Consider the following 23,141-nt stretch of genomic DNA (forward strand, 5'->3'; position numbering starts at 1 on the left):
GAACTTTCTGTAACGAAAGTCCCCGTCCAGCCGGGACTTTCGGTACCGAAAGTCCCGGGCGACGGCGGACTTTCGGTACCGAAAGTCCGGAGCCGGGTATCCGAGTGAACAGTCATGCATGGGCGTGTATGGTCATGCATCGTGAGCACAGGGCAGACGTGGACGGTCGGGGTCACCGGCGCCACCGGGTACGCCGGGGGAGAGGTGTGCCGCCTGTTGGCCGCGCACCCGAACCTGCGGCTGACCGGGGTGCATGCCAACTCGAGCGCCGGCCGACGCCTGGGTGAGCTGCAGCCCCACCTCCTGCCGTACGCCGACATGGTGGTCCAGCCCAGCGATGCAGCGGACCTCGCCGGTTACGACGTCGTCGTGCTCGCGCTGCCGCACGGCGAGTCCGCCGCGGTGGCCGCCCAGCTCCCGGACGACACCCTGGTCATCGACTGCGGCGCCGACCACCGGCTGAGCGACCCGGCCGCGTGGCAGCGCTGGTACGGCAGCGAGCACGCCGGCACCTGGCCCTACGGCCTGCCCGAGCTGCCCGGCCAGCGGGAGCAGCTGGCCGGCGCGCGGCGGATCGCCGTCCCCGGCTGCTACCCGACCTCGGTCACCCTCGCGATGGCACCGGCGCTCGCCGCCGGCCTGGTCGAGCCCGAGGTCGTGGTCGTCGCCGCCAGCGGGACCAGCGGCGCGGGCAAGTCGGCGAAGCCGCACCTGCTCGGCAGCGAGGTCATGGGCTCGGTCAGCGCCTACGGCGTGGGCGGGGTGCACCGGCACACGCCGGAGATGATCCAGAACCTCTCCCAGGCCGCCGGGTCGCCGGTCGGCGTCAGCTTCACCCCGACCCTGGTGCCGATGAGCCGGGGCATCCTCGCCACCTGCTCGGCGAAGCTCGCGCCCGGCACGGACGCCGCGACCGCCCGCGCCGCGTACGAGCAGGCCTACGCCGACGAGCCGTTCGTGCACCTGCTGCCCGAGGGCCAGTGGCCGACGACGGCGCAGGTGCTGGGCGCCAACACCGTCGCGCTGCAGATCGCGGTCGACCCCGACGCCGGCCGGCTGGTCGTGGTCGCCGCCGTCGACAACCTCACCAAGGGCACCGGCGGAGCCGCGCTGCAGTGCGCCAACCTCGCCCTCGGCCTCCCGGAGACCACCGGTCTCCCCCTCGTAGGAGTCGCACCATGAGCGTCACCACCCCGCAGGGCTTCACCGCCGCGGGCGTCGCCGCCGGGCTCAAGTCCAGCGGCGACCCCGACGTCGCGCTGGTGCTCAACACCGGCCCCGACGACGTCGCCGCCGCCGTCTTCACCACCAACCGGTTCCCGGCCGCCCCGGTCATCTGGAGCCGCCAGGTGCTGGCCGGGCAGCGCTGCCGGGCCGTCGTCCTCAACTCCGGCGGCGCCAACGCGTGCACCGGCGCCGACGGCTTCGCCGACACCCACCGCACCGCCGAGCACGTCGCCGAGGCGCTGGGCCTGGGCGCGATCGACGTCGCCGTGGCCAGCACCGGGCTGATCGGCACGCGGCTGCCCATGGACGAGCTGACCGCCGGCGTCACCGCCGCGGCGCAGGCGCTCTCCGCAGACGGCGGGGCGGACGCTGCGCGGGCGATCATGACCACCGACAGCGTGCCCAAGACCACCGCGCAGCAGGGCGAGGGCTTCGCGCTGGGCGGCATGGCCAAGGGCGCCGGGATGCTCGCCCCGAGCCTGGCCACGATGCTCGTCGTCCTCACCACCGACGCCGTCGTCGAGCCCGAGGTCCTGCAACGCGCGCTGGCGGCGGCCACGAGGGTCAGCTTCGAGCGGGTCGACTCCGACGGGTGCCTCTCCACCAACGACACCGTCATCGCCCTGGCCAACGGCGCGACCGGCGTGACCCCGAGCGAGGAGCAGCTCACCGAGGTGCTCACCGCGGCGTGCACGGACCTCGCGATGCAGCTGCTCGCCGACGCCGAGGGCTCCACCAAGGACATCGCGATCACCGTCCGCAACGCCGCCTCCGTCGAGGACGCCCTGACCGCCGGCCGGGCGTGCGCCCGCAACAACCTGCTCAAGACGGCGCTGTTCGGCAACGACCCCAACTGGGGCCGGGTGCTCGCGGCCATCGGCACGACCGACGCCGCGTTCGAGGCCGACCAGGTCGACGTCACCATCAACGGCGTCACGGTCTGCCGTGGCGGCGCGATCGGCGACCCGCGGGAGGGTGTCGACCTCACCGGCCGGGCCATCACCATCGACGTCGACCTGAAGGCCGGCGCCGAGCAGGCCACCATCTGGACCAACGACCTCTCGATCGCCTACGTCCACGAGAACTCGGCGTACTCGACGTGAGCCCCACCGAGCCGGAGCCGCACGTGACCACCGTCCACGACGACGACGCCCAGGACCCGACGCCCCCGGACGTCGCCGTCGACCAGGCGGTGCCGCCGCGGCGGATCGGCACCCACCGCGTCATGCGCACCCACGACCCCGAGGGCGACGCCCGCCGGATCGCCGTCCTCACCGGGGCGCTGCCGTGGCTCAAGGAGTTCCACGGCAACGTCGTGGTGATCAAGTACGGCGGCCACGCGATGGTCGACGACGAGTGCCGGCGCGCCTTCGCCGACGACATGGTGTTCCTGCGGACCTGCGGGATCCTGCCCGTCGTCGTGCACGGCGGCGGCCCGCAGATCACCGAGATGCTGGGTCGGCTGGGCATCGAGAGCGAGTTCCGCGGCGGCCTGCGGGTCACCACGGAGCAGACGATCGGCGTCGTCCGCATGGTGCTCACCGGGCAGGTCACCCCCGAGGTGGTCGGGCTGATCAACCAGCACGGGCCGCTGGCCGTCGGCCTCTCCGGTGAGGACGGCGGGCTGTTCACCGCCGAGCGCACCCACGCGGTCGTGGACGGCGAGCCGGTCGACATCGGCCTGGTCGGCGACGTCGTCTCGGTCGACCCGGCGCCGGTGCTGGCGCTCCTGGAGGCCGGGCACATCCCGGTCATCGCCACCGTCGCCCCCGACCGGCACGGCATCGTGCACAACGTCAACGCCGACACCGCCGCCGCGGCGGTCGCCGTCGCGCTGGACGCCGTCAAGCTCGTCGTCCTCACCGACGTCGAGGGGCTCTACGCCGACTGGCCCGACCGCGACTCCCTGGTGCAGCAGATCGACGCCGCCGAGCTGGCCGAGATCCTGCCCGAGCTGGACGCCGGGATGGCACCGAAGATGGCCGCCTGCCTGCGGGCGGTCCAGGGCGGGGTGAAGCGGGCGACCGTCGTCGACGGCCGGACCCCGCACGCCCTGCTGCTGGAGATGTTCACGACCGAGGGCACCGGGACGATGGTCGTCCCCGACCTCACGACCCCCGGGGAGGGCTGAGCACCATGACGCACACCGAGGAGCTGGCCCGCCGCTGGTCGGCCGTGATGATGGGGAACTACCGGACGCCGCCGGTCGCGCTGGCGTCCGGCTCCGGCGCGGTCGTCCGCGACGTCGACGGGGTCGAGTACACCGACCTGCTGGGCGGCATCGCGACGACGATCCTGGGCCACGCGCACCCGAAGGTCGTCGAGGCGATCAGCACCCAGGCGGCCACGCTGGGGCACGTCTCCAACCTGGCGATGCACGAGCCCGGCGTCGCGCTGGCCGAGCGGCTGCTGGAGCTCGTGGGCCGGCCCGGCCGGGTCTTCTTCTGCAACTCCGGCGCCGAGGCCAACGAGGCCGCGTTCAAGGTCAGCCGGCTCACCGGCCGGCCGCAGGTGATCACCGCCGAGGGCGCCTTCCACGGCCGGACCATGGGCGCGCTGGCGCTCACCGGCCAGCCGTCCAAGGCCGCCGCGTTCGCCCCGCTGCCCGGCGGCGTGGCCTACGTGCCCTACGGCGACGCCGGCGCGCTGACCGCCGCCGTGTCGGAGCAGACCGCGATGGTGCTGCTCGAGCCGATGCTGGGGGAGGGCGGCGTGCTGCCCGCGCCGGCCGGCTACCTGGCCGCCGCGGCCGACGCCGCCGCCGGTGCCGGCGCGCTGTTCGCGCTCGACGAGGTGCAGACCGGCATGGGCCGCACCGGGCACTGGTTCGCCCACCAGGCCGACGGCTTGCAGCCCGACGTGATCACGCTGGCCAAGGCGCTCGGCGGTGGCCTGCCGATCGGCGCGATGCTCGCGTTCGGCGAGACCGCCGAGCTGATGACCGCCGGCTCGCACGGCTCGACGTTCGGGGGCAACCCGATCGCCGCGGCCGCCGCGCTCGCCGTCCTCGACACCATCCGCGACGAGGGCCTGCTCGAGCGGGCGAAGGAGATCGAGCACCGGTTCACCGCCGGCATCGAGGGCCTCGGCCACGCCGGCATCAGCGGCGTCCGGGGGAAGGGCGCGCTGCTGGGCGTCGTCCTCACCGCCGACGTCGCCGCCGGGCTGGAGGCTTCCCTGCGCACCGCCGGCTTCCTCACCAACGCCGTGGCACCGGGCGTGCTCCGGCTCGCCCCGCCGCTGGTGCTCACCGACGCCCAGATCGACGCCTTCGTCGCCGCGCTGCCCGCCGCCCTCGACGCCGCACTCCAGGAGTCCGACTCGTGACCCGCCACTTCCTCCGGGACGACGACCTCAGCCCGGCCGAGCAGGCCGAGGTGCTGGCGCTCGCCGCCTCGCTCAAGGCCACCCGGCACACCGCGGAGGCCCCGGTGCCGCTGCGCGCGGCCAACGGCGTCCCGCGGGCGGTCGCCGTGCTGTTCGACAAGCCCTCCACCCGCACCCGCGTCTCCTTCTCGGTGGGCGTCGCGGAGCTGGGCGGCTATCCGCTGGTCATCGACGCGGCGACCAGCCAGCTGGGCCGCGGCGAGCCGATCGCGGACACCGCCCGCGTGCTCGACCGGCAGGTCGCGGCGATCGTGTGGCGGACCTTCGGCCAGGAGCGGATCGAGGAGATGGCCGCGACCAGCCGGGTGCCGGTGGTCAACGCGCTCACCGACGAGTTCCACCCCTGCCAGATCCTGGCCGACCTGCAGACCGTCATCGAGCGCAAGGGCTCGCTGGCCGGCCGGTCGCTGAGCTACCTGGGCGACGGCGCCAACAACATGGCGCACTCCTACCTGCTCGGCGGCGCCACCGCGGGCATGCACGTGCGGGTCGGCTCGCCCGAGGGTTTCCAGCCCGATCCGGGGGTGCTGAAGAAGGCCGCGGAGATCGCCGCCGAGACCGGCGGCTCGGTCGCCTGGACCGCCGACGCCGCGGCTGCCGCCGACGGCGCCGACGTCCTGGTCACCGACACCTGGGTGTCGATGGGTCAGGAGGGCGAGTACGACGCCCGCATCGCCCCGTTCCTGCCCTACGCCGTCGACGACGCCGCACTGGCCCGCGCCGCCGACGACGCCGTCGTCCTGCACTGCCTGCCCGCCTACCGCGGCAAGGAGATCGCCGCCGACGTGATCGACGGCCCGCAGAGCGCGGTGTGGGACGAGGCGGAGAACCGGCTGCACGCGCAGAAGGCTCTGCTGGTGTGGCTCCTGGAGCACTCGTGACGGAGCGACGATGACCTCGCCGAGCCGCAGCGCGCGCCAGGCCCGGATCCGGCAGCTGATCGAGGCCCAGTCGGTGACGTCGCAGACCCACCTGGCCGCGCTGCTGGCCGGCTCCGGCATCGAGGTCACCCAGGCGACGCTCTCCCGCGACCTCGACGAGCTCGGCGCGGTCAAGATGCGGGGCTCGGACGGCGCTCCGGCGTCCTACGTGCTGCCGCCGGAGAACGCCCCGCTGCGCCCGGCGCAGACCGCGCCCGCCCGGCTGACCCGCCTGCTGGCCGACCTGCTGACGGGTGCCGAGGGCAGCGCCAACCTGGCGGTGCTGCGCACCCCTCCCGGTGCCGCCCAGTTCCTGGCCTCGGCCCTGGACAAGGTCGGCCTCCCCGACGTCCTGGGCACGATCGCCGGGGACGACACTCTGCTGGTCGTCTCGCGCGACCCCGACGGCGGGGCCGCGCTGGCCGACCGGCTGCGGTCGCTCGCCGAGCGCACCCCTGCCGTCTACCCCGAACTGCAGGACGACCTGGAAGAGGACGCCGGCCCGTGACCACCACGCCCCCTGGATCGCAGACCCGGCTCTGGGGCGGCCGCTTCGGCGGCGGCCCGTCGCCCGCCATGGCCGCGCTGTCCAAGTCGACCCACTTCGACTGGGCGCTGGCCCCCTTCGACCTGGCCGGCTCGCGCGCGCACGCCCGCGTGCTGCACCGCGCCGGGCTGCTCGCCGACGACGAGCTCGAGCAGATGCTCGGCGCGCTCCGCGAGCTGTCCGACGAGGTGGCGGCCGGCACGTTCACCGCGATCGACAGCGACGAGGACGTGCACGAGGCCCTCGAGCGCGGCCTCACCGAGAAGCTCGGCGCGCTCGGCGGCAAGCTGCGGGCCGGCCGGAGCCGCAACGACCAGATCGCCACCGACCTGCGGCTCTACCTGCGCCACCACGTCCGCGCGCTGGTCGGGGAGCTCTCGTCGCTGGAGTACGCGATCGTCGGCCTGGCCGAGCGGTACGCCGACGTCGCCGCGCCCGGCATGACGCACCTGCAGCACGCCCAGCCGGTGCTCATCGCCCACCAACTGCTGGCGCACGCGCACTCGTTCGCCCGCGACGTCGACCGGCTGCGCGACTGGGACCGCCGCACCGCGGTGAGCCCGTACGGATCGGGGGCGCTGGCCGGCTCGTCGCTGCCGCTGGACCCCGACGCCGTCGCCGCCGAGCTCGGCTTCGACCGGGCCACCGACAACTCGATCGACGGCGTCAGCGACCGCGACTTCGCCGCCGAGTTCTGCTTCGTCGCAGCGCTCATCGGCGTGCACCTCTCCCGGCTGGGGGAGGAGGTCGTGCTCTGGACGTCGACCGAGTTCGGCTGGGCGCGGCTGGACGACGCCTGGGCCACCGGGTCGTCGATCATGCCGCAGAAGAAGAACCCGGACATCGCCGAGCTGGCGCGGGGCAAGTCGGGCCGCTTCGTCGGCAACCTGACCGGGCTGCTCACCATGCTCAAGGGCCTGCCGCTGGCCTACGACCGCGACCTGCAGGAGGACAAGGAGCCGGTCTTCGACTCGCTTTCCCAGCTGATGCTGCTACTGCCCGCCGTCACCGGCATGGTCGCCACGCTCACCCTGCGCCCCGAGGTGCTGGAGGCCGCCGCCCCGCAGGGCTTCGCGCTGGCCACCGACGTCGCCGAGTGGCTGGTCCGCCAGGGGGTGCCGTTCCGCTCCGCGCACGAGATCAGCGGCGCCATGGTCGCCTTCTGCGAGGACGCCGGCCTGGAGCTCGACGAGCTCGACGACGACCAGCTCGCCGGCATCGACGAGCGGCTCACCCCCGACGTCCGCGCGGTCCTCTCCGTCCGGGGCGCCCTGGCCGCCCGCAAGGCCCGTGGCGGCACCGCCCCCGAGCGGGTCGCCGAGCAACTGGTCTCGCTGGCCGAGCTGGCCCGCCAGCACGCCGACTGGGCCACGGCCTCACCGGTGGCGGGCGCGCTCTGACCGCACCCGACCCCGACCGGCCCGGGCCGGGTCCCCTCGTCCGCGCGGAGGACCTGCTCGGGCCGGTCGACGTCGTGGCGCCCGCGCTGCTGGGCTGCTGGGTGGTGACCGACCGCCCCGAGGGGCAGGTCGCGCTGCGGCTCACCGAGGTGGAGGCCTACTCGGGTGCGGGGGAGGACCCCGCCTCGCACGCGCACCGCGGCCCGACGCCACGCGCGGCGATCATGTTCGGCCCGCCCGGCCGGCTGTACGTCTACTTCAGCTACGGCGTGCACTGGTGCGCCAACGTCGTCGTCGGCCCCGAGGGGCGCGGTTCGGCGGTGCTGATGCGCGCCGGTGAAGTCGTGGTGGGGGAGCCGCTGGCCCGCACCCGGCGACCCGCCGCCCGCGTTGCCCGCGACCTCGCCCGCGGCCCGGCCCGGCTCACCCAGGCGCTCGGGATCGGCCCCGACGACCGGGATGCCGACCTGCTCGACCCGTCGTCCCCGGTCCGGCTGCACCGGGGGGCGCCGCCGTCCGCCGTGTCGGCCGGACCACGCGTCGGCATCAGCGTGGCCACCGAGCTGCCCTGGCGGTTCTGGGAGGCCGGTGCGCCGTCGGTGAGCGCGTTCCGGGCGGGCGGGAAGTCGCGACGTCGGGGCACCGGGCAGGATGGTCCCCCGTGACTGCGAACGACGTCCTCACCGAGCTGCACCGCCGCGGGCTGATCGCCCAGAGCACGGACGAGGAGGCGCTGCGCGCGCACCTGGCTGAGGGGCCGGTCGCCTACTACGCCGGGTTCGACCCGACCGCGCAGAGCCTGCACGTCGGGCACCTGCTGCAGTTCATGGTGCTGCGCGCCCTGCAGCGGGCCGGGCACCAGCCCGTGGTGCTGGTCGGCGGGGCGACGGGTCTGATCGGTGACCCCCGGCCGACCGCCGAGCGGCAGTTGAACGACCGGGGGACCGTCGCGGGCTGGGTCGACCGGATCCGCGAGCAGGTGGCCCCGTTCCTCGACGTGCCGGCCCAGCGGGACGGCCTGCCGGCGCCGGTCTACGTGAACAACCTGGACTGGACCGCACCGGTGTCGGCCATCGACTTCCTGCGCGACATCGGCAAGCACTTCCGGGTGAGCCAGATGCTGGCCAAGGAGGCGGTGTCGGCCCGGCTGAACTCCGAGGCCGGCATCAGCTACACCGAGTTCAGCTACCAGATCCTGCAGGCCAACGACTTCCGCGAGCTGCACCAGCGGCACGGGGTGACGCTGCAGACCGGCGGCTCGGACCAGTGGGGCAACCTCACGGCCGGCATCGACCTGGTGCGGCGGACCTCGGGTGCGCGGGTGCACGCGCTCTCGACGCCGCTGGTGACCAAGTCCGACGGCACCAAGTTCGGCAAGTCCGAGGGCGGCGCGGTCTGGCTGGACCCCGCGCTCACCTCGCCGTACGCCTTCTTCCAGTTCTGGCTCAACGCCGACGACGCCGACGCCCGCGCCTGGCTGCCCCTGTACTCGGAGCGGCCGGCCGAGGAGGTCGAGGCGCTGATCGCGGAGAGCGTGGAGCGCCCGGCGGCGCGGGGCCTGCAACGGGCGCTGGCGGAGGAGCTGACCCTGCTGGTGCACGGCCCGGAGCAGCTGCGCCAGGCCGAGGCCGCCGGCCGTGCGCTGTTCGGCCGGGACGACCTGACCTCCCTGGACGCCGGAACGCTGAGCGCGGCCCTGAGCGAGGCCGGCAGCGTGGACGTCGAGGGGGAGGTGCCGTCGATCGCGGTGCTGCTCCAGCGCACCGGTCTGGTGGCCAGCCTGTCCGAGGCCCGGCGCACGGTGAAGGAGGGCGGGGCCTACCTGAACAACGAGCGGGTGGCCGACGCCGACGCCGTCCCGGGGGACGACGCCTGGCTGGCGGGGGGCTGGCTGGTGCTGCGCCGGGGCAAGCGGTCGATCGCCGGGGTGCGGCGCGGCGCTTGACGGGGCGCTGACCTGCACGTCCGCGCCCACGTGGACGTGGATGTGCCGGGTGGGACGACCCGGTGGCGGGCGTCACGCACCCCGGGTTTGACACGGCCGACACGGCCACGTAACTTTCTCTTTGCGCCGCGCGGCCCTGAGGGGCCGCCGGACCGGGACCCGCCGCTGGTGGGGGCAACGGAAACCGGCGTAGTGTTGGACATCCAGCCGCAGACGGAGCCCGGAAGGGTCGAGTTTGTGCGCGTCCGCTCTTTGAGAACTCAACAGCGTGCCGAAAGTCAGTGCCAAGTAATACCCCGTGCCGGGGGCTTTGTGTTTCCGGCTGGGATTCCTTTGGTTGATTGATATCGAGAGTGCTAGCTCTCGGTTCTCAGCCGGTTCAAATTCATCTACGGAGAGTTTGATCCTGGCTCAGGACGAACGCTGGCGGCGTGCTTAACACATGCAAGTCGAACGGTGAACCCGCTTCGGTGGGGGATCAGTGGCGAACGGGTGAGTAACACGTGGGCAACCTGCCCTCAGCTCTGGGATAACTCCAAGAAATTGGGGCTAATACCGGATGTGACTGCTGACCGCATGGTCTGGTGGTGGAAAGATTTATCGGCTGAGGATGGGCCCGCGGCCTATCAGCTTGTTGGTGGGGTAGTGGCCTACCAAGGCGACGACGGGTAGCCGGCCTGAGAGGGTGACCGGCCACACTGGGACTGAGACACGGCCCAGACTCCTACGGGAGGCAGCAGTGGGGAATATTGCGCAATGGGCGAAAGCCTGACGCAGCGACGCCGCGTGGGGGATGACGGCCTTCGGGTTGTAAACCTCTTTCAGCAGGGACGAAGCGAAAGTGACGGTACCTGCAGAAGAAGCACCGGCCAACTACGTGCCAGCAGCCGCGGTAATACGTAGGGTGCAAGCGTTGTCCGGAATTATTGGGCGTAAAGAGCTCGTAGGCGGTTTGTTGCGTCGGCTGTGAAAACCTGAGGCTCAACCTCAGGCCTGCAGTCGATACGAGCAGACTAGAGTGTTGCAGGGGAGACTGGAATTCCTGGTGTAGCGGTGAAATGCGCAGATATCAGGAGGAACACCGGTGGCGAAGGCGGGTCTCTGGGCAACAACTGACGCTGAGGAGCGAAAGCGTGGGGAGCGAACAGGATTAGATACCCTGGTAGTCCACGCCGTAAACGTTGGGCGCTAGGTGTGGGGCTCATTCCACGAGTTCCGTGCCGCAGCTAACGCATTAAGCGCCCCGCCTGGGGAGTACGGCCGCAAGGCTAAAACTCAAAGGAATTGACGGGGGCCCGCACAAGCGGCGGAGCATGTTGCTTAATTCGATGCAACGCGAAGAACCTTACCTAGGCTTGACATGCACGGAAATCCTCCAGAGATGGTGGGTCCGTAAGGGCCGTGCACAGGTGGTGCATGGTTGTCGTCAGCTCGTGTCGTGAGATGTTGGGTTAAGTCCCGCAACGAGCGCAACCCTCGTTCTATGTTGCCAGCACGTCATGGTGGGGACTCATAGGAGACTGCCGGGGTCAACTCGGAGGAAGGTGGGGATGACGTCAAATCATCATGCCCCTTATGTCTAGGGCTGCAAACATGCTACAATGGCCGGTACAAAGGGCTGCGATACCGCGAGGTGGAGCGAATCCCAAAAAGCCGGTCTCAGTTCGGATTGGGGTCTGCAACTCGACCCCATGAAGTTGGAGTCGCTAGTAATCGCAGATCAGCAATGCTGCGGTGAATACGTTCCCGGGCCTTGTACACACCGCCCGTCACGTCACGAAAGTCGGTAACGCCCGAAGCCGGTGGCCCAACCCTTGTGGAGGGAGCCGTCGAAGGCGGGATCGGCGATTGGGACGAAGTCGTAACAAGGTAGCCGTACCGGAAGGTGCGGCTGGATCACCTCCTTTCTAAGGAGCAACTCGCCGGCAAGCATCAGCTTGTCGGTGCAGAGCCATGCCAGGCCAGGATGTGCCCTCCAGTTTCGGGGGGTGCGCGGCGTGCCTGGGTGGTGCTCGAGGGTGGAACGCTGACCAGTTCGGCCGGCAGCTGGTGCTGCTCCTAGTACGACGCTTCCTTCGGGGGGTGTGGGGAACGGGGTGGTGGTGGTGGGTTGGTCGTAGGCACGCTGTTGGGTCCTGAGGGAGCGGACCATCCCCGTGCGCGGGGGTGTGGCGTGATCTCGTGTCAGGGCCTTCCTGTTTCTCGTACCGCCGGCCCCTCGTGGGGGTGCCGGGTCTGGCGGGGTCGTGTGGAGGGTGTCTGGTCGTACGTTGAGAACTGCACAGTGGACGCGAGCATCTTTTTGACTCTTATTTGCATGAGAGTTCTTGTAGGCCCGCACGACGGGTGTCCTTCCGGGCGCTGTTGTGTGGGATTTTTGTGTGGCCAAGTTGTTAAGGGCACACGGTGGATGCCTGGGCACCAGGAGCCGATGAAGGACGTAGGAGGCTGCGATAAGCCTCGGGGAGCTGTCAACCGAGCGTTGATCCGAGGATTTCCGAATGGGGGAACCCCGCACCAGTCATGTGGTGTGACCCGCGCCTGAACACATAGGGCGTGTGGAGGGAACGTGGGGAAGTGAAACATCTCAGTACCCACAGGAAGAGAAAACAACCGTGATTCCGTGAGTAGTGGCGAGCGAAAGCGGATGAGGCTAAACCGATCGCATGTGATAGCCGGCAGGCGTTGTGTGGTCGGGGTCGTGGGACCGTTCCGAGTGTTCTGCCGAGCACTCAGGGAGTGAGAAAAGCACGTGTTAGTGGAAGGCCTCTGGAAGGGGTCGCCGTAGAGGGTGAGAGCCCCGTACACGAAAACATGTGCTCTCCCGAGCGTCATCCCAAGTAGCACCGAGCCCGTGAAATTCGGTGTGAATCTGGCGGGACCACCCGCTAAGCCTGAATACTCCCTGGTGACCGATAGCGGACAAGTACCGTGAGGGAAAGGTGAAAAGTACCCCGGGAGGGGAGTGAAATAGTACCTGAAACCGTGTGCCTACAAGCCGTGAGAGCCTTAGGATTTCGGTCCGGGGTGATTGCGTGCCTTTTGAAGAATGAGCCTGCGAGTTAGTGGTACGTGGCGAGGTTAACCCGTGGGGGGTAGCCGTAGCGAAAGCGAGTCCGAACAGGGCGATACAGTCGCGTGCCCTAGACCCGAAGCCGAGTGATCTACCCATGGCCAGGTTGAAGCGCGGGTAAGACCGCGTGGAGGACCGAACCCACTTAGGTTGAAAACTGAGGGGATGAGCTGTGGGTAGGGGTGAAAGGCCAATCAAACTCGGTGATAGCTGGTTCTCCCCGAAATGCATTTAGGTGCAGCGTCACGTGTTTCTTGCCGGAGGTAGAGCACTGGATGGCTAATGGGCCCCACAAGGTTACTGACGTCAACCAAACTCCGAATGCCGGTAAGTGAGAGCGTGGCAGTGAGACTGCGGGCGATAAGGTTCGTAGTCGAGAGGGAAACAGCCCAGATCATCGGCTAAGGCCCCTAAGCGTGTGCTAAGTGGAAAAGGATGTGGAGTCGCAGAGACAACCAGGAGGTTGGCTTAGAAGCAGCCACCCTTGAAAGAGTGCGTAATAGCTCACTGGTCAAGTGATTCCGCGCCGACAATGTAGCGGGGCTCAAGCACACCGCCGAAGCCGTGGCATTCATGCTTTTCCTGTCGGTCCTTGTGTGGGCCGGCCAGGTGTGTGGATGGGTAGGGGAGCGTCGTGTGGCGGTCGAAGCGGCGGAGTGATCCAGCCGTGGACGCCACGCGAGTGAGAATGCAGGCATGAGTAGCGAGAGGGGAGTGAGAAACTCCCCCGCCGGAAGACCAAGGGTTCCTGGGCCAGGCTAATCCGCCCAGGGTGAGTCGGGACCTAAGGCGAGGCCGACAGGCGTAGTCGATGGACAACGGGTTGATATTCCCGTACCCGCGAAGGAACGCCCATGCTGAACCCAGCGATGCTAACCACCCGATCCACCGGTCCTCACTTGTGAGGCGAGTGTGGGGAGGCTGGGACCCGGACTGGTAGTAGGCAAGCGATGGGGTGACGCAGGAAGGTAGTCCTACCGGTGAGTGGTAGTACCGGTGCAAGGGTGTGGCCCGCGGGGTAGGCAAATCCGTCCCGCATACAGGGTGAGACCTGACGCATAGCCGAATGAGGCGAATTGGATGATCCTATGCTGCCGAGAAAAGCCTCTAGCGAGTTCCGAGCGGCCCGTACCCCAAACCAACTCAGGTGGTCAGGTAGAGAATACCAAGGCGATCGAGCGAACTGTGGTTAAGGAACTCGGCAAAATGCCCCCGTAACTTCGGGAGAAGGGGGGCCATCTACTGTCAACCGCCTTGCGCGGGGTAGCGGTGGGTGGCCGCAGAGACCAGTGAGAAGCGACTGTTTACTAAAAACACAGGTCCGTGCGAAGTCGTAAGACGATGTATACGGACTGACGCCTGCCCGGTGCTGGAACGTTAAGGGGACGGGTTAGCCGTAAGGCGAAGCTCAGAACTCAAGCGCCAGTAAACGGCGGTGGTAACTATAACCATCCTAAGGTAGCGAAATTCCTTGTCGGGTAAGTTCCGACCTGCACGAATGGCGTAACGACTTCTCAGCTGTCTCAACCACAGGCTCGGCGAAATTGCACTACGAGTAAAGATGCTCGTTACGCGCGGCAGGACGGAAAGACCCCGGGACCTTTACTATAGCTTGATATTGGTGTTCGGTTCGGCTTGTGTAGGATAGGTGGGAGACTGTGAAGCGGGCACGCCAGTGTTCGTGGAGTCATCGTTGAAATACCACTCTGGTCGAATTGGATGTCTAACTTCGGTCCGTGATCCGGATCAGGGACAGTGTCAGGTGGGTAGTTTAACTGGGGCGGTTGCCTCCCAAAATGTAACGGAGGCGCCCAAAGGTTCCCTCAGCCTGGTTGGCAATCAGGTGTCGAGTGCAAGTGCACAAGGGAGCTTGACTGTGAGACCGACGGGTCGAGCAGGAGCGAAAGCTGGGACTAGTGACCCGGCACCGGCATGTGGAAGCGGTGTCGCTCAACGGATAAAAGGTACCCCGGGGATAACAGGCTGATCTTCCCCAAGAGTCCATATCGACGGGATGGTTTGGCACCTCGATGTCGGCTCGTCGCATCCTGGGGCTGGAGTAGGTCCCAAGGGTTGGGCTGTTCGCCCATTAAAGCGGTACGCGAGCTGGGTTTAGAACGTCGTGAGACAGTTCGGTCCCTATCCGCCGTGCGCGTAAGAGACTTGAGAAGAGCTGTCCCTAGTACGAGAGGACCGGGACGGACGAACCTCTGGTGTGCCAGTTGTACCGCCAGGTGCACTGCTGGTTAGCTACGTTCGGCAGGGATAACCGCTGAAAGCATCTAAGCGGGAAGCTCGCTTCAAGATGAGGTCTCTCACCGGGTCAACCGGGTAAGGCCCCCGCCCAGACCAGCGGGTTGATAGGCCGGAAGTGGAAGCACCGCAAGGTGTGGAGCTGACCGGTACTAATAGGCCGAGGGCTTGACCACACACACCCACTCGGGCCTGTGTGAGTAAGAGCCGGATAACAAGATTGCTTCGCGTCCACTGTGCGGTTCTGAACGCACGAACCAGGCATGGTTCAAGTTCACAGAGTTACGGCGGCCATGGCGAGAGGGAAACGCCCGGCAACATTCCGAACCCGGAAGCTAAGCCTCTCAGCGCCGATGGTACTGCCCTGGAGACGGGGTGGGAGAGTAGGACGCCGCCGGACAACCATTACGAACGGGGGTCAGAGCCACGTGCTCTGGCCCCCGTTCGCGTTGTCCGTTGTTCAGCTTTCGGCGGCTTGTGAGTGCGCCGCTATGTGATGAGGTACCCCGACGATGACTTCTCCGCGACGCGGTTCTGACGGCCCGCGCGGCTCCGGTAGCGGCCGTTCCGGCGCCGGCTCCGGCCGCCCGGGCTCCCGCGCCCAGCGCCCGGCCGGCGCTTCCGGTCGACCCGGCGCCCCGCGCAACGTCGCCGGCGGCCGCGGTGGGAACGGCGGGGACGGCGAGCGCCGGGCCTCCGCGTCCGCAGAGCGACCGGGACGCCCGCTACTTCGCCGAGCGCGGCAACGACTCGAGCCCGCGTCGCGGTGCAGACGACCGGGGCGATGCCCGCGGACGTCCGGGTGGCCGGCCGACGAGCGGTGGTGCTCGCGGCGCCGGGTCGTCACGTGACGACCGCGGTGGCTGGCAGGAGCGTCGTCCCTCGACTGACCGCCCGCAGGGTGGCAGCTATCAGGATCGCCGCCCGTCCGGGGACCGTCCCCAGCGCGACCGTCCCCAGGGTGGTGGCTGGCAGGACCGTCGTCCCTCGGGTGACCGTCCGCAGCGTGATCGCCCCCAGGGTGGTGGCTGGCAGGACCGTCGTCCGGCAGGCGACCGCCCGCAGGGTGGCGGCTGGCAGGACCGCCGTCCCTCGGGTGACCGTCCGCAGCGTGGCGAGTGGCAGGACCGTCGTCCCTCGGGTGACCGCCCGCAGCGCGGCGAGGGTGGCGGCTACCAGGACCGCCGTCCGTCCGGTGGCCGCCCGCAGCGCGGGGACTGGCAGGACCGTCGCCCCTCGGGTGACCGCCCGCAGCGCGGCGAGGGTGGCGGCTACCAGGACCGCCGTCCGTCCGGCGACCGCCCGCAGCGCGGGGACTGGCAGGACCGTCGCCCCCCGGGTGACCGCCCGCAGCGTGGCGAGTGGCAGGACCGTCGCCCCGCCGGGGACCGCCCCCAGCGTGACCGTCCCCAGGGTGGTGGTTGGCAGAACCGCCCCTCCGGTGACCGCCCGCAGCGCGGCGACTGGCAGGACCGGCGCCCGTCCGGCGACCGGCCGCAGCGGTCCGGCCGTCCGGAGGGCGGTGCCGGGAACTGGCGGGACCGCCGTCCCGGCGACGACCGCCGCGGCGCCCCCGCGCGGGGTCCGCGTCCCGACGACCGGCAGGACCGTCGTCCGCCGCTGCCGCCCGGTCCCGAGCTCCCCGAGTGGGCCGACCCTCGCGAGCTCGACCCCGCGGTGCGTACCGCGCTGAAGGGTCTCGACCCCCGCGGCGTGGACAAGGTCGCCGCGCACCTCGTCGCTGCCGGCTCGCTGATCGACGAGGACCCGGAGACCGCCCTGGCGCACGCCCGCGCGGCGCGCGACCGGGCTTCCCGCGTCGCCGTCGTCCGGGAGGCGGTCGGCGTGGCCGCCTCCCACGCCGGTGACTACGCCGAGGCGGCGCGCGAGCTCCGTGCCTACCGGCGGATGAGCGGCGACCACGGCTACCGCGCGGTGCTGGCGGACTGCGAGCGGGCCCTCGGTCGGCCCGAGGTCGCCCTGCGGCTCGTCGCCGAGGCGCTGACGGAGGAGCCGGACCAGGAGGAGACGGCCGAGCTGCGTCTGGTCGAGGCCGGCGCGCGCCGCGACCTCGGCGAGGACGCCGCCGCCCGGCTCGTCCTCGAGGCGGCGCTGGGTGGACTCGACCCCGAGGCGCTCGCGGACTCCGTCGAGTTCACCGACCTCGACGACCTCATCGACGACGACGAGGACGACGACCTCGAGGCCGAGACCGAGGGCGCCGACCAGGATCAGACCCTGTCAGGTGGCGACGCCGCGCCGGAGGAGACCGACGCGGCGATCGACCCGGAGGACGCCGAGCTCGACGACGCCGAGGCACTCGAGGCAGCGATCGAGGCCGAGTTCGAGCGGTCCGACGACGAGGAGCCGGGAGCCGAGGAGTCAGCAGCCGACGCCGGCGCATTCCCGACCGGCGGCCGGTCGTTCCAGGACGAGGTCGAGGCCGAGGTGGCCGAGCTCCTGGGTGAGACCGGTGACGACGCGGACTCCGGAGCCGGCAGCACGGACAGCTGACAACCGGGCGGCGGGTGTCCACACCCGCCGCCCGCGTCCACAGATGGGGCACGCCCCTGTGCCGGGGCCCCCGGCCGATCCAGGCTCTGAGCATGAGCGTGGCTGTGATCGACCGGAACGACGTGGTGCTACGGGGACGGTTGTCCGCACCGGCAGAGGTCCGCACCCTGCCGAGCGGGGACACCCTGGTGACCTTCCGGCTGGTGGTGCGCCGGCCCGAGCCCCGGCCACGCGGTCAGACGGTCGACGTGCTCAGTTGCATCACCTACGACAAGTCGCTGCAGCGGCGCGTGGCGGCCTGGCAGCCCGGTGACGTCGTGGAGATCGAGGGTGCGCTCCAGCAGCGGTTCTGGCGCACCGGATCCGGCACCGCCTCGGTGTGCGAGGTCAACTGCCGGCGTGGGCGCAAGGTGCCCCGCGCCTCGGGGCCGGCGACCGAGCGCATCGCGTGAGGCGCGATCAGTCGTCCAGCGGCCGGAGCACGAGGCCGGTCCGCGGCTTGGGCACGAACAAGGTGGACTTGCGCGGCATCCGAGCCCCGGCGCGCGCCACGGCGGCGACGTCGGCGGGGGAGGGCGGGCGGAGCAGGAGGGCGACGCCGTTGCGCTCGCCCGCCGTCCGCAGCGCCTCCTCGACGGTGTGCGCGATGAGCACGCTGCCCGGCTCGTCCGCCCGCGCCCACAACCCCTCGATCAGCCCCTTGTGCGCCAGCACGACGTCGAGTCCGCGCCAGGCGGCCGGTGCCTCGGCCGGCACCCGGTCGCGCACGGGGGCTCCCGGATCGCGCAGGCAGAGCAGGCGGAAGCCGTCGGTGACCAGGAAGCCCAGAGCGTCCGGCTCGGCCAGCCAGGCGTCGACAGCCGCGGTGATGGCGACCGCCGCCGGCCGGTCGGGGTCCAGCGCGAGCTCGCTCACGGCGAAGCCGACCGCTGCCCGGCGGGCAGCGTCGTCGAGCGGAGGTCCGGTAGGACCCGGTGGATCGCGGCCACGCGCAGCCCGCCCGGGCCCATCGGCGTCAGCAGCGCGAGGACGGCGTCGCACCCCGGGCAGCCGGGGTCGGTGCGCTGGTGGGCACGGGCGGCGGCGAACCGGTGGTGGCCGTCGGCGATGACGGCGCCGGTGCGCCCGAACGCCCCGGCCAGCTCGCCGATCAGCGCGGGGTCGGTCACCCGCCACAGCCGGTGGCGGACGCCGTCGTCGTCGAGCACCTGCAGCGTCGGCTCGCTCCGGCGGGCGCGGTCGGTGAGCACGGCGACCTCGTGATCCGGGTCGTGGGCCAGCACGATCGGCTCGAGGTCGGTGCGGGTGGCGGCGAGCAGCGCGCGACGGCCCTCGACGGCGTCGGGGAAGGTGTCCTCGTGGGGGAGGACCGCGGTCGAGCCCGGCACCGGCAACCCGACGGCGCCGAGCCAGCCCACCGTCGCGGCGTCGCCGTCGGCGGGCTGCAGCTCGTAGACCCACAGCGCCGATCGCTCGTCCCGTTCCAGGACGCCCTCGTCCTCCCACGCGGCGAGCATCCGCGCCGCCCGGGTTGCCCAGGCCGGCGCCGTCCCGGCTCCGCCCGCCGGTGCGGGATCGGCGGGGACGCCGGGCTCGGGCAGGATGAGCCGCACGATGTTGTGCGGATCGGCGCCGGCCAGGCGCTCCCGGCCGGCGGCGGTCACCAGGTCGTAGGCGGGCGAGCTCACCCGGGCCAGGTGGTCCGGGTCGTGCACGCGGTAGGTCAGCGCCCGGAAGGGGCGTACCTCCAGGCCCGTCGCGGTATCGGACGGGCGGTGGTCCGGCGACGACGAGGGCACCAGGGAATCGTAGGAGCGCCGCGCGGATGCGCCGGTGGCGCCCGCGGTACCGGCCGTCGGACCCGCAGGACAGCACATCCACGACAGCAGATCGAGAAGGAGAGGCCACGCGATGCCCGACCCGCGCCGCAGCCCGCTCGCGGCCGGCTCGCCCGGCCCCCTCGCCCAACAGCACGACGTCGCGCTGCTGGACCTCGACGGCGTGGTCTACGTCGGCTCCGAGGCGGTACCCGGAGTCCCCGGGGCGCTGCAGCAGGTCCGCCGCAGCGGCATGCGGCTGGGCTTCGTCACCAACAACGCCGCCCGGACGCCGGAGGAGGTGGCCGCACACCTGACCGAGCTGGGGGTCGAGGCGGCCGCGGCCGACGTCATCACCAGCTCCCAGGCGGCCGCGACGGTGGTGCTCGAGCTCCTGGGGCCGGGGGCGCGGATCCTGCCCGTGGGCGGGCCCGGGGTGGCGGCCGCCGTGCGCGCGGCCGGCCTGGAGGTCGTCGAGCGGGCCGAGGACGAGCCGGACGCCGTCGTGCAGGGCTACGGCCGGGAGGTCGGCTGGGCGCAGCTGGCCGAGGCGGTCGTCGCGGTGCGCAACGGTGCGCGGCACGTGGCCACCAACGCCGACGCCACGATCCCCTCCCGCGCGGTCCGCTGCCGGGCAACGGGGCGATGGTGGGGGTCGTCAGCGCGGTCACCGGGCGTCCGCCGCTGGTCACCGGCAAGCCCGACCCGGCCATGCACGCCGAGTGCGTGCGGCGCACCCGAGCGCAGCGGCCCCTGGTCGTCGGGGACCGGCTGGACACCGACATCGAGGGCGCGCAGCGGCGGGCGCGGCCAGCCTGCTCGTGCTCTCCGGCGTCACCGATGCCGCGACGCTGCTCGCCGCCCTGCTCGACGTGCACCCGTCGGTGCAAGCTGACGCGGTGGGGTGGCGGTGCGGCGACTGGGTCGTGCGGCCGGCCGAGTCGGACGGGCTCCTGCTGGTGCACGAGCCGGCCGGCGACGGAGAGCGCGCGCCGACGGCGCGGAGCGCGATCCGGACGGGGCCGCTCAGGGGTCCGACGGCGCGGTGCGGGGTTTCGACGGGCTGGACGGGTTGCGGGCGCTGTGCGTGGCGCACTGGATCCGGCACCCCGACGGCGGTGCCCCGGCCAGGGTGCTCGGCGAGGGCGTCGAGGCATCGACCGCGCTGCGGAACTGGGGCATCGGCACCGGCTGACTGGGCCACGACGGCCCGGGACCACGGAGACGGCGCGCGGCCACGCGGACGGAACAGGACCACGGGAGACGGCGCGCGACCACGCGGACGGGACGGACCACGCGTGCCGGCGTGCGGCGGGACGCCGTGCGGTCAGGGTCGGGCGCGCGGCCCGGACGGTGCGAGCGCGGTCAGAGCAGCTTGCGCAGCCGGAGCATGTCGCGCAGGCCGGCCTCGAGCTTCACCCGGCCCGACGCCCACGCCGAGCCGAAGGACAGCCGGCCGCCGGTCAGGGCGACGAGGTCGTCGCTGGTCATGGTCAGCCGGATGTCGGCCTTCTCCACGGCGGGGCCGTCGGGAAGCACCTCGAGGTCCCGGACGCTGCCGGAGCTCAGCCGTCCGACGACCACCTGCTGCAGATCGGTCAACCGGCACGACAGGCTGCGGTCGAGGCCGGCGGCCGCGGGGTTCGCCGCGAGGTCGCCGAGGATGCCCCGCAGGGCGGTGAGGCATTCGTCCATCGTGGCCACGGGGCGGTTCTCCTGCCGATGTCGGGACGTACCGGGCGCCAGACGTTATCGCCTGCCCCGTCGCGCCGTGCCCCGTCGCCGGTGACCGGTAACCTCGGCGGGCACGCGGCCGGTGCGACGGCACCCGGCCGCAGTCCGGCGTCCGCCCCGACGACGGAGCCGCCACCACCTCCAGCGCAGGGAAGCGATGACGATGACCGTTGAGCACGCAGCGCCCCGTCCCGGGTCCGCCGCGCCCGGCCGCGGTCGACGCGGAGCGCACCGGGGCGGACCGGTTTCGAGCTCGAGCAGCGCCCCGTCGCCGAGCACGTGGCCGTCTTCGAGGCCGAGCACGGCCGGCTGCAGCGCGAGCTCGGCACGATCGACCAGCTCTGATGGTGCGTCGCCGGCTCGATGCCGAGCTCGTGCGCCGCGGTCCGGCCCGCTCCTCGCGAGCACGCGGTCGCGCTCATCGCCGAGGGCCGCGTCGCCGTCTCCGGGCGCGCGGCTACCAAGCCCGCCACGAGCGTGGACGCGGCGAACCCGTCGTGGTCCCACCGATCGGCCAGCCCAGCTGGGTCTCCGCAGCGCGCACACCGGCTGCTCGGCAGCTCGAGGCGTTCCTGGTCGCCGTCGAGGGCCGCCGCGCCCTGGACGCCGGCGCCTCACCGGGGGCTTCGACCAGCCGGTGCCGCCGAGGGTCGCCGTCGACGTCGGCTACGGCGAGCTGGCCTGGTCGCTGCGCACCGACGACCGGGTGCACCGGGTCCACGAGCGGCACCAACGTGCGGACGCTGACCCCCGAGGCGATCGACGGTCCCGTCGACCGTTGCCGACCTGTCGTTCACGCTTCGCTGCGGCTGGTGCTGCCCGCGCCACCGCGTGCGCCGGCCCCGGGGCCGACCTGCTGCCGATGGTGAAGCCGCAGTTCGAGGTCGGGCGGAACGGCTCTCCGGCGCCGGCGGCGTCGTCCGGGACCGAGCATGGGTGCAGGCCGTCCTCGAGGTGGCGCGGCCGAGCTGCTGAGGACGCGCATGGTCGCCAGCCCGCTGCCCGGGCCGGCCGGAACGGGAGTTCTTCCTGTGGTTGCGCCGCGACGCGGGGCCGGTGCAGGAGCACGACGTCCGTCGAGTCCAGGAGGGACCGCGGTGAGTCCGACCAGCGAGGGCGGCACCGCCCGCAGCCACGGCGATGCTGCTGACCGTACCAGCCCGGCACGACGTCGTCCAGCTGGCCCGCAACTCCACTGCCCGGCTGCCGAGCCAGCACATCAATACCTCGGACGAAGCACCGCAGCTTCACATCGGCCCGGCGCTCCAGAATCCATTGCCCACGCCGACGCGCACGCCACGCGCATTCCGAGATCATCATAGTCTTGGCGGCGACGGCGTTCCTGCGCACCGCCAGCTGGCCAGTTCTGACCGCCTGCCTCTGGGTTCAACCTCGTGACCGGATCGGCTTCTCGACTTGACCCAGAGCAGTCAGAGGCTTGCTCAGACCCATCGAGCACTGCGTACTCCGTCGCGGAGAGCAAGCTGGCGTCGGTGGACGTCGTCAACGCCGACTGACGCGGTCGTCGGCGGCACCTGGGCATCAACGAATCGTCCGAGAGAGGCCAGCGCCCCGCGTATCGACATCGTGTCCCTCATCGACGTAAAACCAACAGCCAGCTTCTGGCTGCGGCGGCGATGCCGTGCATGACCCCACGAAACCACCGCTACGCCGCTTCTCCGCCACGGGTGGCGGTCGAGCAGCATGGCCCGGCGATCAAAGGCGCTACCACCAGCCCGGCCAACGCCCACCTGTTCGCTGAAGCCGCTGGTGACCTCGCCGAACTCGGGCCATACCGTCTCGATCCCCGCCGACGGCAACGCCGCTGCGTCTCCGCCAGCCGGCGCTTGGATGATCGCTACATTCGGCGGCGACATCGACGTCTGGCGGCCGCCCCATGCGGATCTGCATGCCTGCAGCCTTCGGCGACCGCCTGTGGCTGAAGTTCGGGCTCCCATGCGCTTCCGCGACGCCCGGCGCCGGGCGGGGCGCCCTGTTGCGCGAGGTCGTCGACCGGTTCCGGCGACGTCGTGACGGCCAGAAGACGCTGGCGCTGCGTCCACAGGCGCTGCTGACCGGCGGGCGGCTCCACCGACTCAGCATCCGAGCTCGAAGCGCCGCTCGGCCGTCTGCCTCGAACTGGGCCCCAGGCTGGCGGGTGGTGCAGGGAGACCAGCGCGGCCAGAACAGTGGTCGTCACCGGCCTCCGCTCTGTTCAGCGGCCCGCGCCGGCCCGGGCCGGAGTCCAGACCGCTGACCGCCGCCGGCGTCGGGCGAAAGCTGGCGCTGCCCGCCGACTCCCAAGCGCCGCTGGACGCCGGTGC

Annotated in this window: 16 protein-coding genes, 3 rRNA genes and 1 pseudogene; 16 read left to right on the forward strand and 4 right to left on the reverse strand. The window is 71.1% G+C overall.

Features of this window, described 5'->3' with window-relative positions:
* The first annotated feature begins 141 nt into the window (after nucleotides 1–141).
* The 12 genes from argC (at nucleotide 142) to rrf (ending at nucleotide 15,152) form a co-directional block, all read left to right on the forward strand.
* The gene (gene argC / locus JKP75_RS08575) at nucleotides 142–1,182 is read left to right on the forward strand and encodes an N-acetyl-gamma-glutamyl-phosphate reductase (protein WP_309229663.1); all 1,041 of its coding nucleotides are present in this window, start codon (nucleotides 142–144) and stop codon (nucleotides 1,180–1,182) included.
* Nucleotides 1,179–2,330 (forward strand): bifunctional glutamate N-acetyltransferase/amino-acid acetyltransferase ArgJ, encoded by a 1,152-nt coding sequence (argJ, locus tag JKP75_RS08580; RefSeq protein WP_200491788.1) that lies wholly within the window; start codon nucleotides 1,179–1,181, stop codon nucleotides 2,328–2,330. Before argC ends, argJ begins: the two co-directional genes overlap by 4 nt.
* A complete protein-coding gene (argB, locus tag JKP75_RS08585) occupies nucleotides 2,327–3,358 on the forward strand; it encodes an acetylglutamate kinase (RefSeq protein ID WP_309229665.1) in 1,032 nt (343 codons plus the stop codon). Before argJ ends, argB begins: the two co-directional genes overlap by 4 nt.
* 5 nt (nucleotides 3,359–3,363) lie before the next feature.
* Nucleotides 3,364–4,554, forward strand: coding sequence for an acetylornithine transaminase (locus tag JKP75_RS08590; protein ID WP_200491787.1), 1,191 nt, complete (start codon nucleotides 3,364–3,366; stop codon nucleotides 4,552–4,554).
* Nucleotides 4,551–5,495 carry an ornithine carbamoyltransferase gene (argF, locus tag JKP75_RS08595; protein ID WP_200491786.1) on the forward strand — a complete coding sequence of 315 codons (945 nt, stop codon included), beginning with the start codon at nucleotides 4,551–4,553 and terminating at the stop codon, nucleotides 5,493–5,495. Before JKP75_RS08590 ends, argF begins: the two co-directional genes overlap by 4 nt.
* 10 nt (nucleotides 5,496–5,505) lie before the next feature.
* The gene (locus JKP75_RS08600) at nucleotides 5,506–6,042 is read left to right on the forward strand and encodes an arginine repressor (RefSeq protein ID WP_200492932.1); all 537 of its coding nucleotides are present in this window, start codon (nucleotides 5,506–5,508) and stop codon (nucleotides 6,040–6,042) included.
* On the forward strand, nucleotides 6,039–7,481 hold the full coding sequence (gene argH / locus JKP75_RS08605; RefSeq protein ID WP_200491785.1) for an argininosuccinate lyase: 1,443 nt from the start codon (nucleotides 6,039–6,041) through the stop codon (nucleotides 7,479–7,481). Before JKP75_RS08600 ends, argH begins: the two co-directional genes overlap by 4 nt.
* Nucleotides 7,482–7,534: 53 nt before the next feature.
* Nucleotides 7,535–8,146, forward strand: coding sequence for a DNA-3-methyladenine glycosylase (locus tag JKP75_RS08610; RefSeq protein WP_255523308.1), 612 nt, complete (start codon nucleotides 7,535–7,537; stop codon nucleotides 8,144–8,146).
* The gene (gene tyrS, locus JKP75_RS08615) at nucleotides 8,143–9,426 is read left to right on the forward strand and encodes a tyrosine--tRNA ligase (RefSeq protein WP_200491784.1); all 1,284 of its coding nucleotides are present in this window, start codon (nucleotides 8,143–8,145) and stop codon (nucleotides 9,424–9,426) included. Before JKP75_RS08610 ends, tyrS begins: the two co-directional genes overlap by 4 nt.
* A 388-nt stretch (nucleotides 9,427–9,814) precedes the next feature.
* Nucleotides 9,815–11,333, forward strand: a 16S ribosomal RNA gene (locus JKP75_RS08620).
* 476 nt (nucleotides 11,334–11,809) lie between these two features.
* Nucleotides 11,810–14,928, forward strand: a 23S ribosomal RNA gene (locus JKP75_RS08625).
* Between the two features lie 107 nt (nucleotides 14,929–15,035).
* Nucleotides 15,036–15,152 (forward strand): 5S ribosomal RNA (rrf, locus tag JKP75_RS08630).
* Together the 16S, 23S and 5S rRNA genes form the textbook arrangement of a ribosomal RNA operon.
* A gap of 443 nt (nucleotides 15,153–15,595) precedes the next feature.
* Here the strand turns inward: rrf and JKP75_RS08635 are convergent.
* Nucleotides 15,596–16,486, reverse strand: a complete 891-nt coding sequence (locus JKP75_RS08635) for a hypothetical protein (protein ID WP_200491783.1) — start codon at nucleotides 16,484–16,486, stop codon at nucleotides 15,596–15,598.
* On the opposite strand from JKP75_RS08635, the gene JKP75_RS08640 reads away from it, so the two are divergent.
* Together JKP75_RS08640 and JKP75_RS08645 are read left to right on the forward strand one after the other, a co-directional pair.
* Nucleotides 16,466–17,266, forward strand: a complete 801-nt coding sequence (locus JKP75_RS08640) for a tol-pal system YbgF family protein (RefSeq protein ID WP_200492933.1) — start codon at nucleotides 16,466–16,468, stop codon at nucleotides 17,264–17,266. The two genes, JKP75_RS08635 and JKP75_RS08640, sit on opposite strands and share 21 nt — an antisense overlap.
* Nucleotides 17,267–17,358: 92 nt before the next feature.
* Complete coding sequence (locus JKP75_RS08645) at nucleotides 17,359–17,718, forward strand: single-stranded DNA-binding protein (RefSeq protein ID WP_200492934.1); 360 nt, start codon at nucleotides 17,359–17,361, stop codon at nucleotides 17,716–17,718.
* 7 nt (nucleotides 17,719–17,725) lie between these two features.
* Here the strand turns inward: JKP75_RS08645 and JKP75_RS20940 are convergent, their stop codons facing one another.
* Together JKP75_RS20940 and JKP75_RS08650 are read right to left on the reverse strand one after the other, a co-directional pair.
* Nucleotides 17,726–18,181 carry a hypothetical protein gene (locus JKP75_RS20940; protein ID WP_242472831.1) on the reverse strand — a complete coding sequence of 152 codons (456 nt, stop codon included), beginning with the start codon at nucleotides 18,179–18,181 and terminating at the stop codon, nucleotides 17,726–17,728.
* Complete coding sequence (locus JKP75_RS08650; protein ID WP_309229666.1) at nucleotides 18,178–19,065, reverse strand: DUF1015 domain-containing protein; 888 nt, start codon at nucleotides 19,063–19,065, stop codon at nucleotides 18,178–18,180. Before JKP75_RS08650 ends, JKP75_RS20940 begins: the two co-directional genes overlap by 4 nt.
* Before the next feature lie 112 nt (nucleotides 19,066–19,177).
* On the opposite strand from JKP75_RS08650, the pseudogene JKP75_RS20945 reads away from it, so the two are divergent.
* Both JKP75_RS20945 and JKP75_RS23780 read left to right on the forward strand, forming a co-directional pair.
* Nucleotides 19,178–19,540, forward strand: a pseudogene (locus JKP75_RS20945) (HAD family hydrolase); the annotation flags it as partial.
* 588 nt (nucleotides 19,541–20,128) lie between these two features.
* A complete protein-coding gene (locus tag JKP75_RS23780; protein ID WP_309229667.1) occupies nucleotides 20,129–20,278 on the forward strand; it encodes a hypothetical protein in 150 nt (49 codons plus the stop codon).
* 170 nt (nucleotides 20,279–20,448) lie between these two features.
* On the opposite strand, the gene JKP75_RS08660 is transcribed toward JKP75_RS23780, so the two are convergent.
* Nucleotides 20,449–20,778, reverse strand: coding sequence for an alkyl sulfatase C-terminal domain-containing protein (locus tag JKP75_RS08660; protein ID WP_207147014.1), 330 nt, complete (start codon nucleotides 20,776–20,778; stop codon nucleotides 20,449–20,451).
* Nucleotides 20,779–23,141 lie beyond the last annotated feature (2,363 nt).

Origin of the sequence: Blastococcus sp. TML/M2B (assembly GCF_016612865.1) — a bacterium.
Taxonomy (GTDB): domain Bacteria; phylum Actinomycetota; class Actinomycetes; order Mycobacteriales; family Geodermatophilaceae; genus Blastococcus.

Bases quoted from the DNA above. Each gene is read 5' to 3' on its own strand.
- argJ (WP_200491788.1), top strand. From the start codon at position 1,179: ATGAGCGTCACCACCCCGCAGGGCTTCACCGCCGCGGGCGTCGCCGCC.
- JKP75_RS08590 (WP_200491787.1), top strand. From the start codon at position 3,364: ATGACGCACACCGAGGAGCTGGCCCGCCGCTGGTCGGCCGTGATGATG.
- JKP75_RS08600 (WP_200492932.1), top strand. From the start codon at position 5,506: ATGACCTCGCCGAGCCGCAGCGCGCGCCAGGCCCGGATCCGGCAGCTG.
- JKP75_RS08645 (WP_200492934.1), top strand. From the start codon at position 17,359: ATGAGCGTGGCTGTGATCGACCGGAACGACGTGGTGCTACGGGGACGG.
- JKP75_RS08660 (WP_207147014.1), bottom strand. From the start codon at position 20,778: ATGGACGAATGCCTCACCGCCCTGCGGGGCATCCTCGGCGACCTCGCG.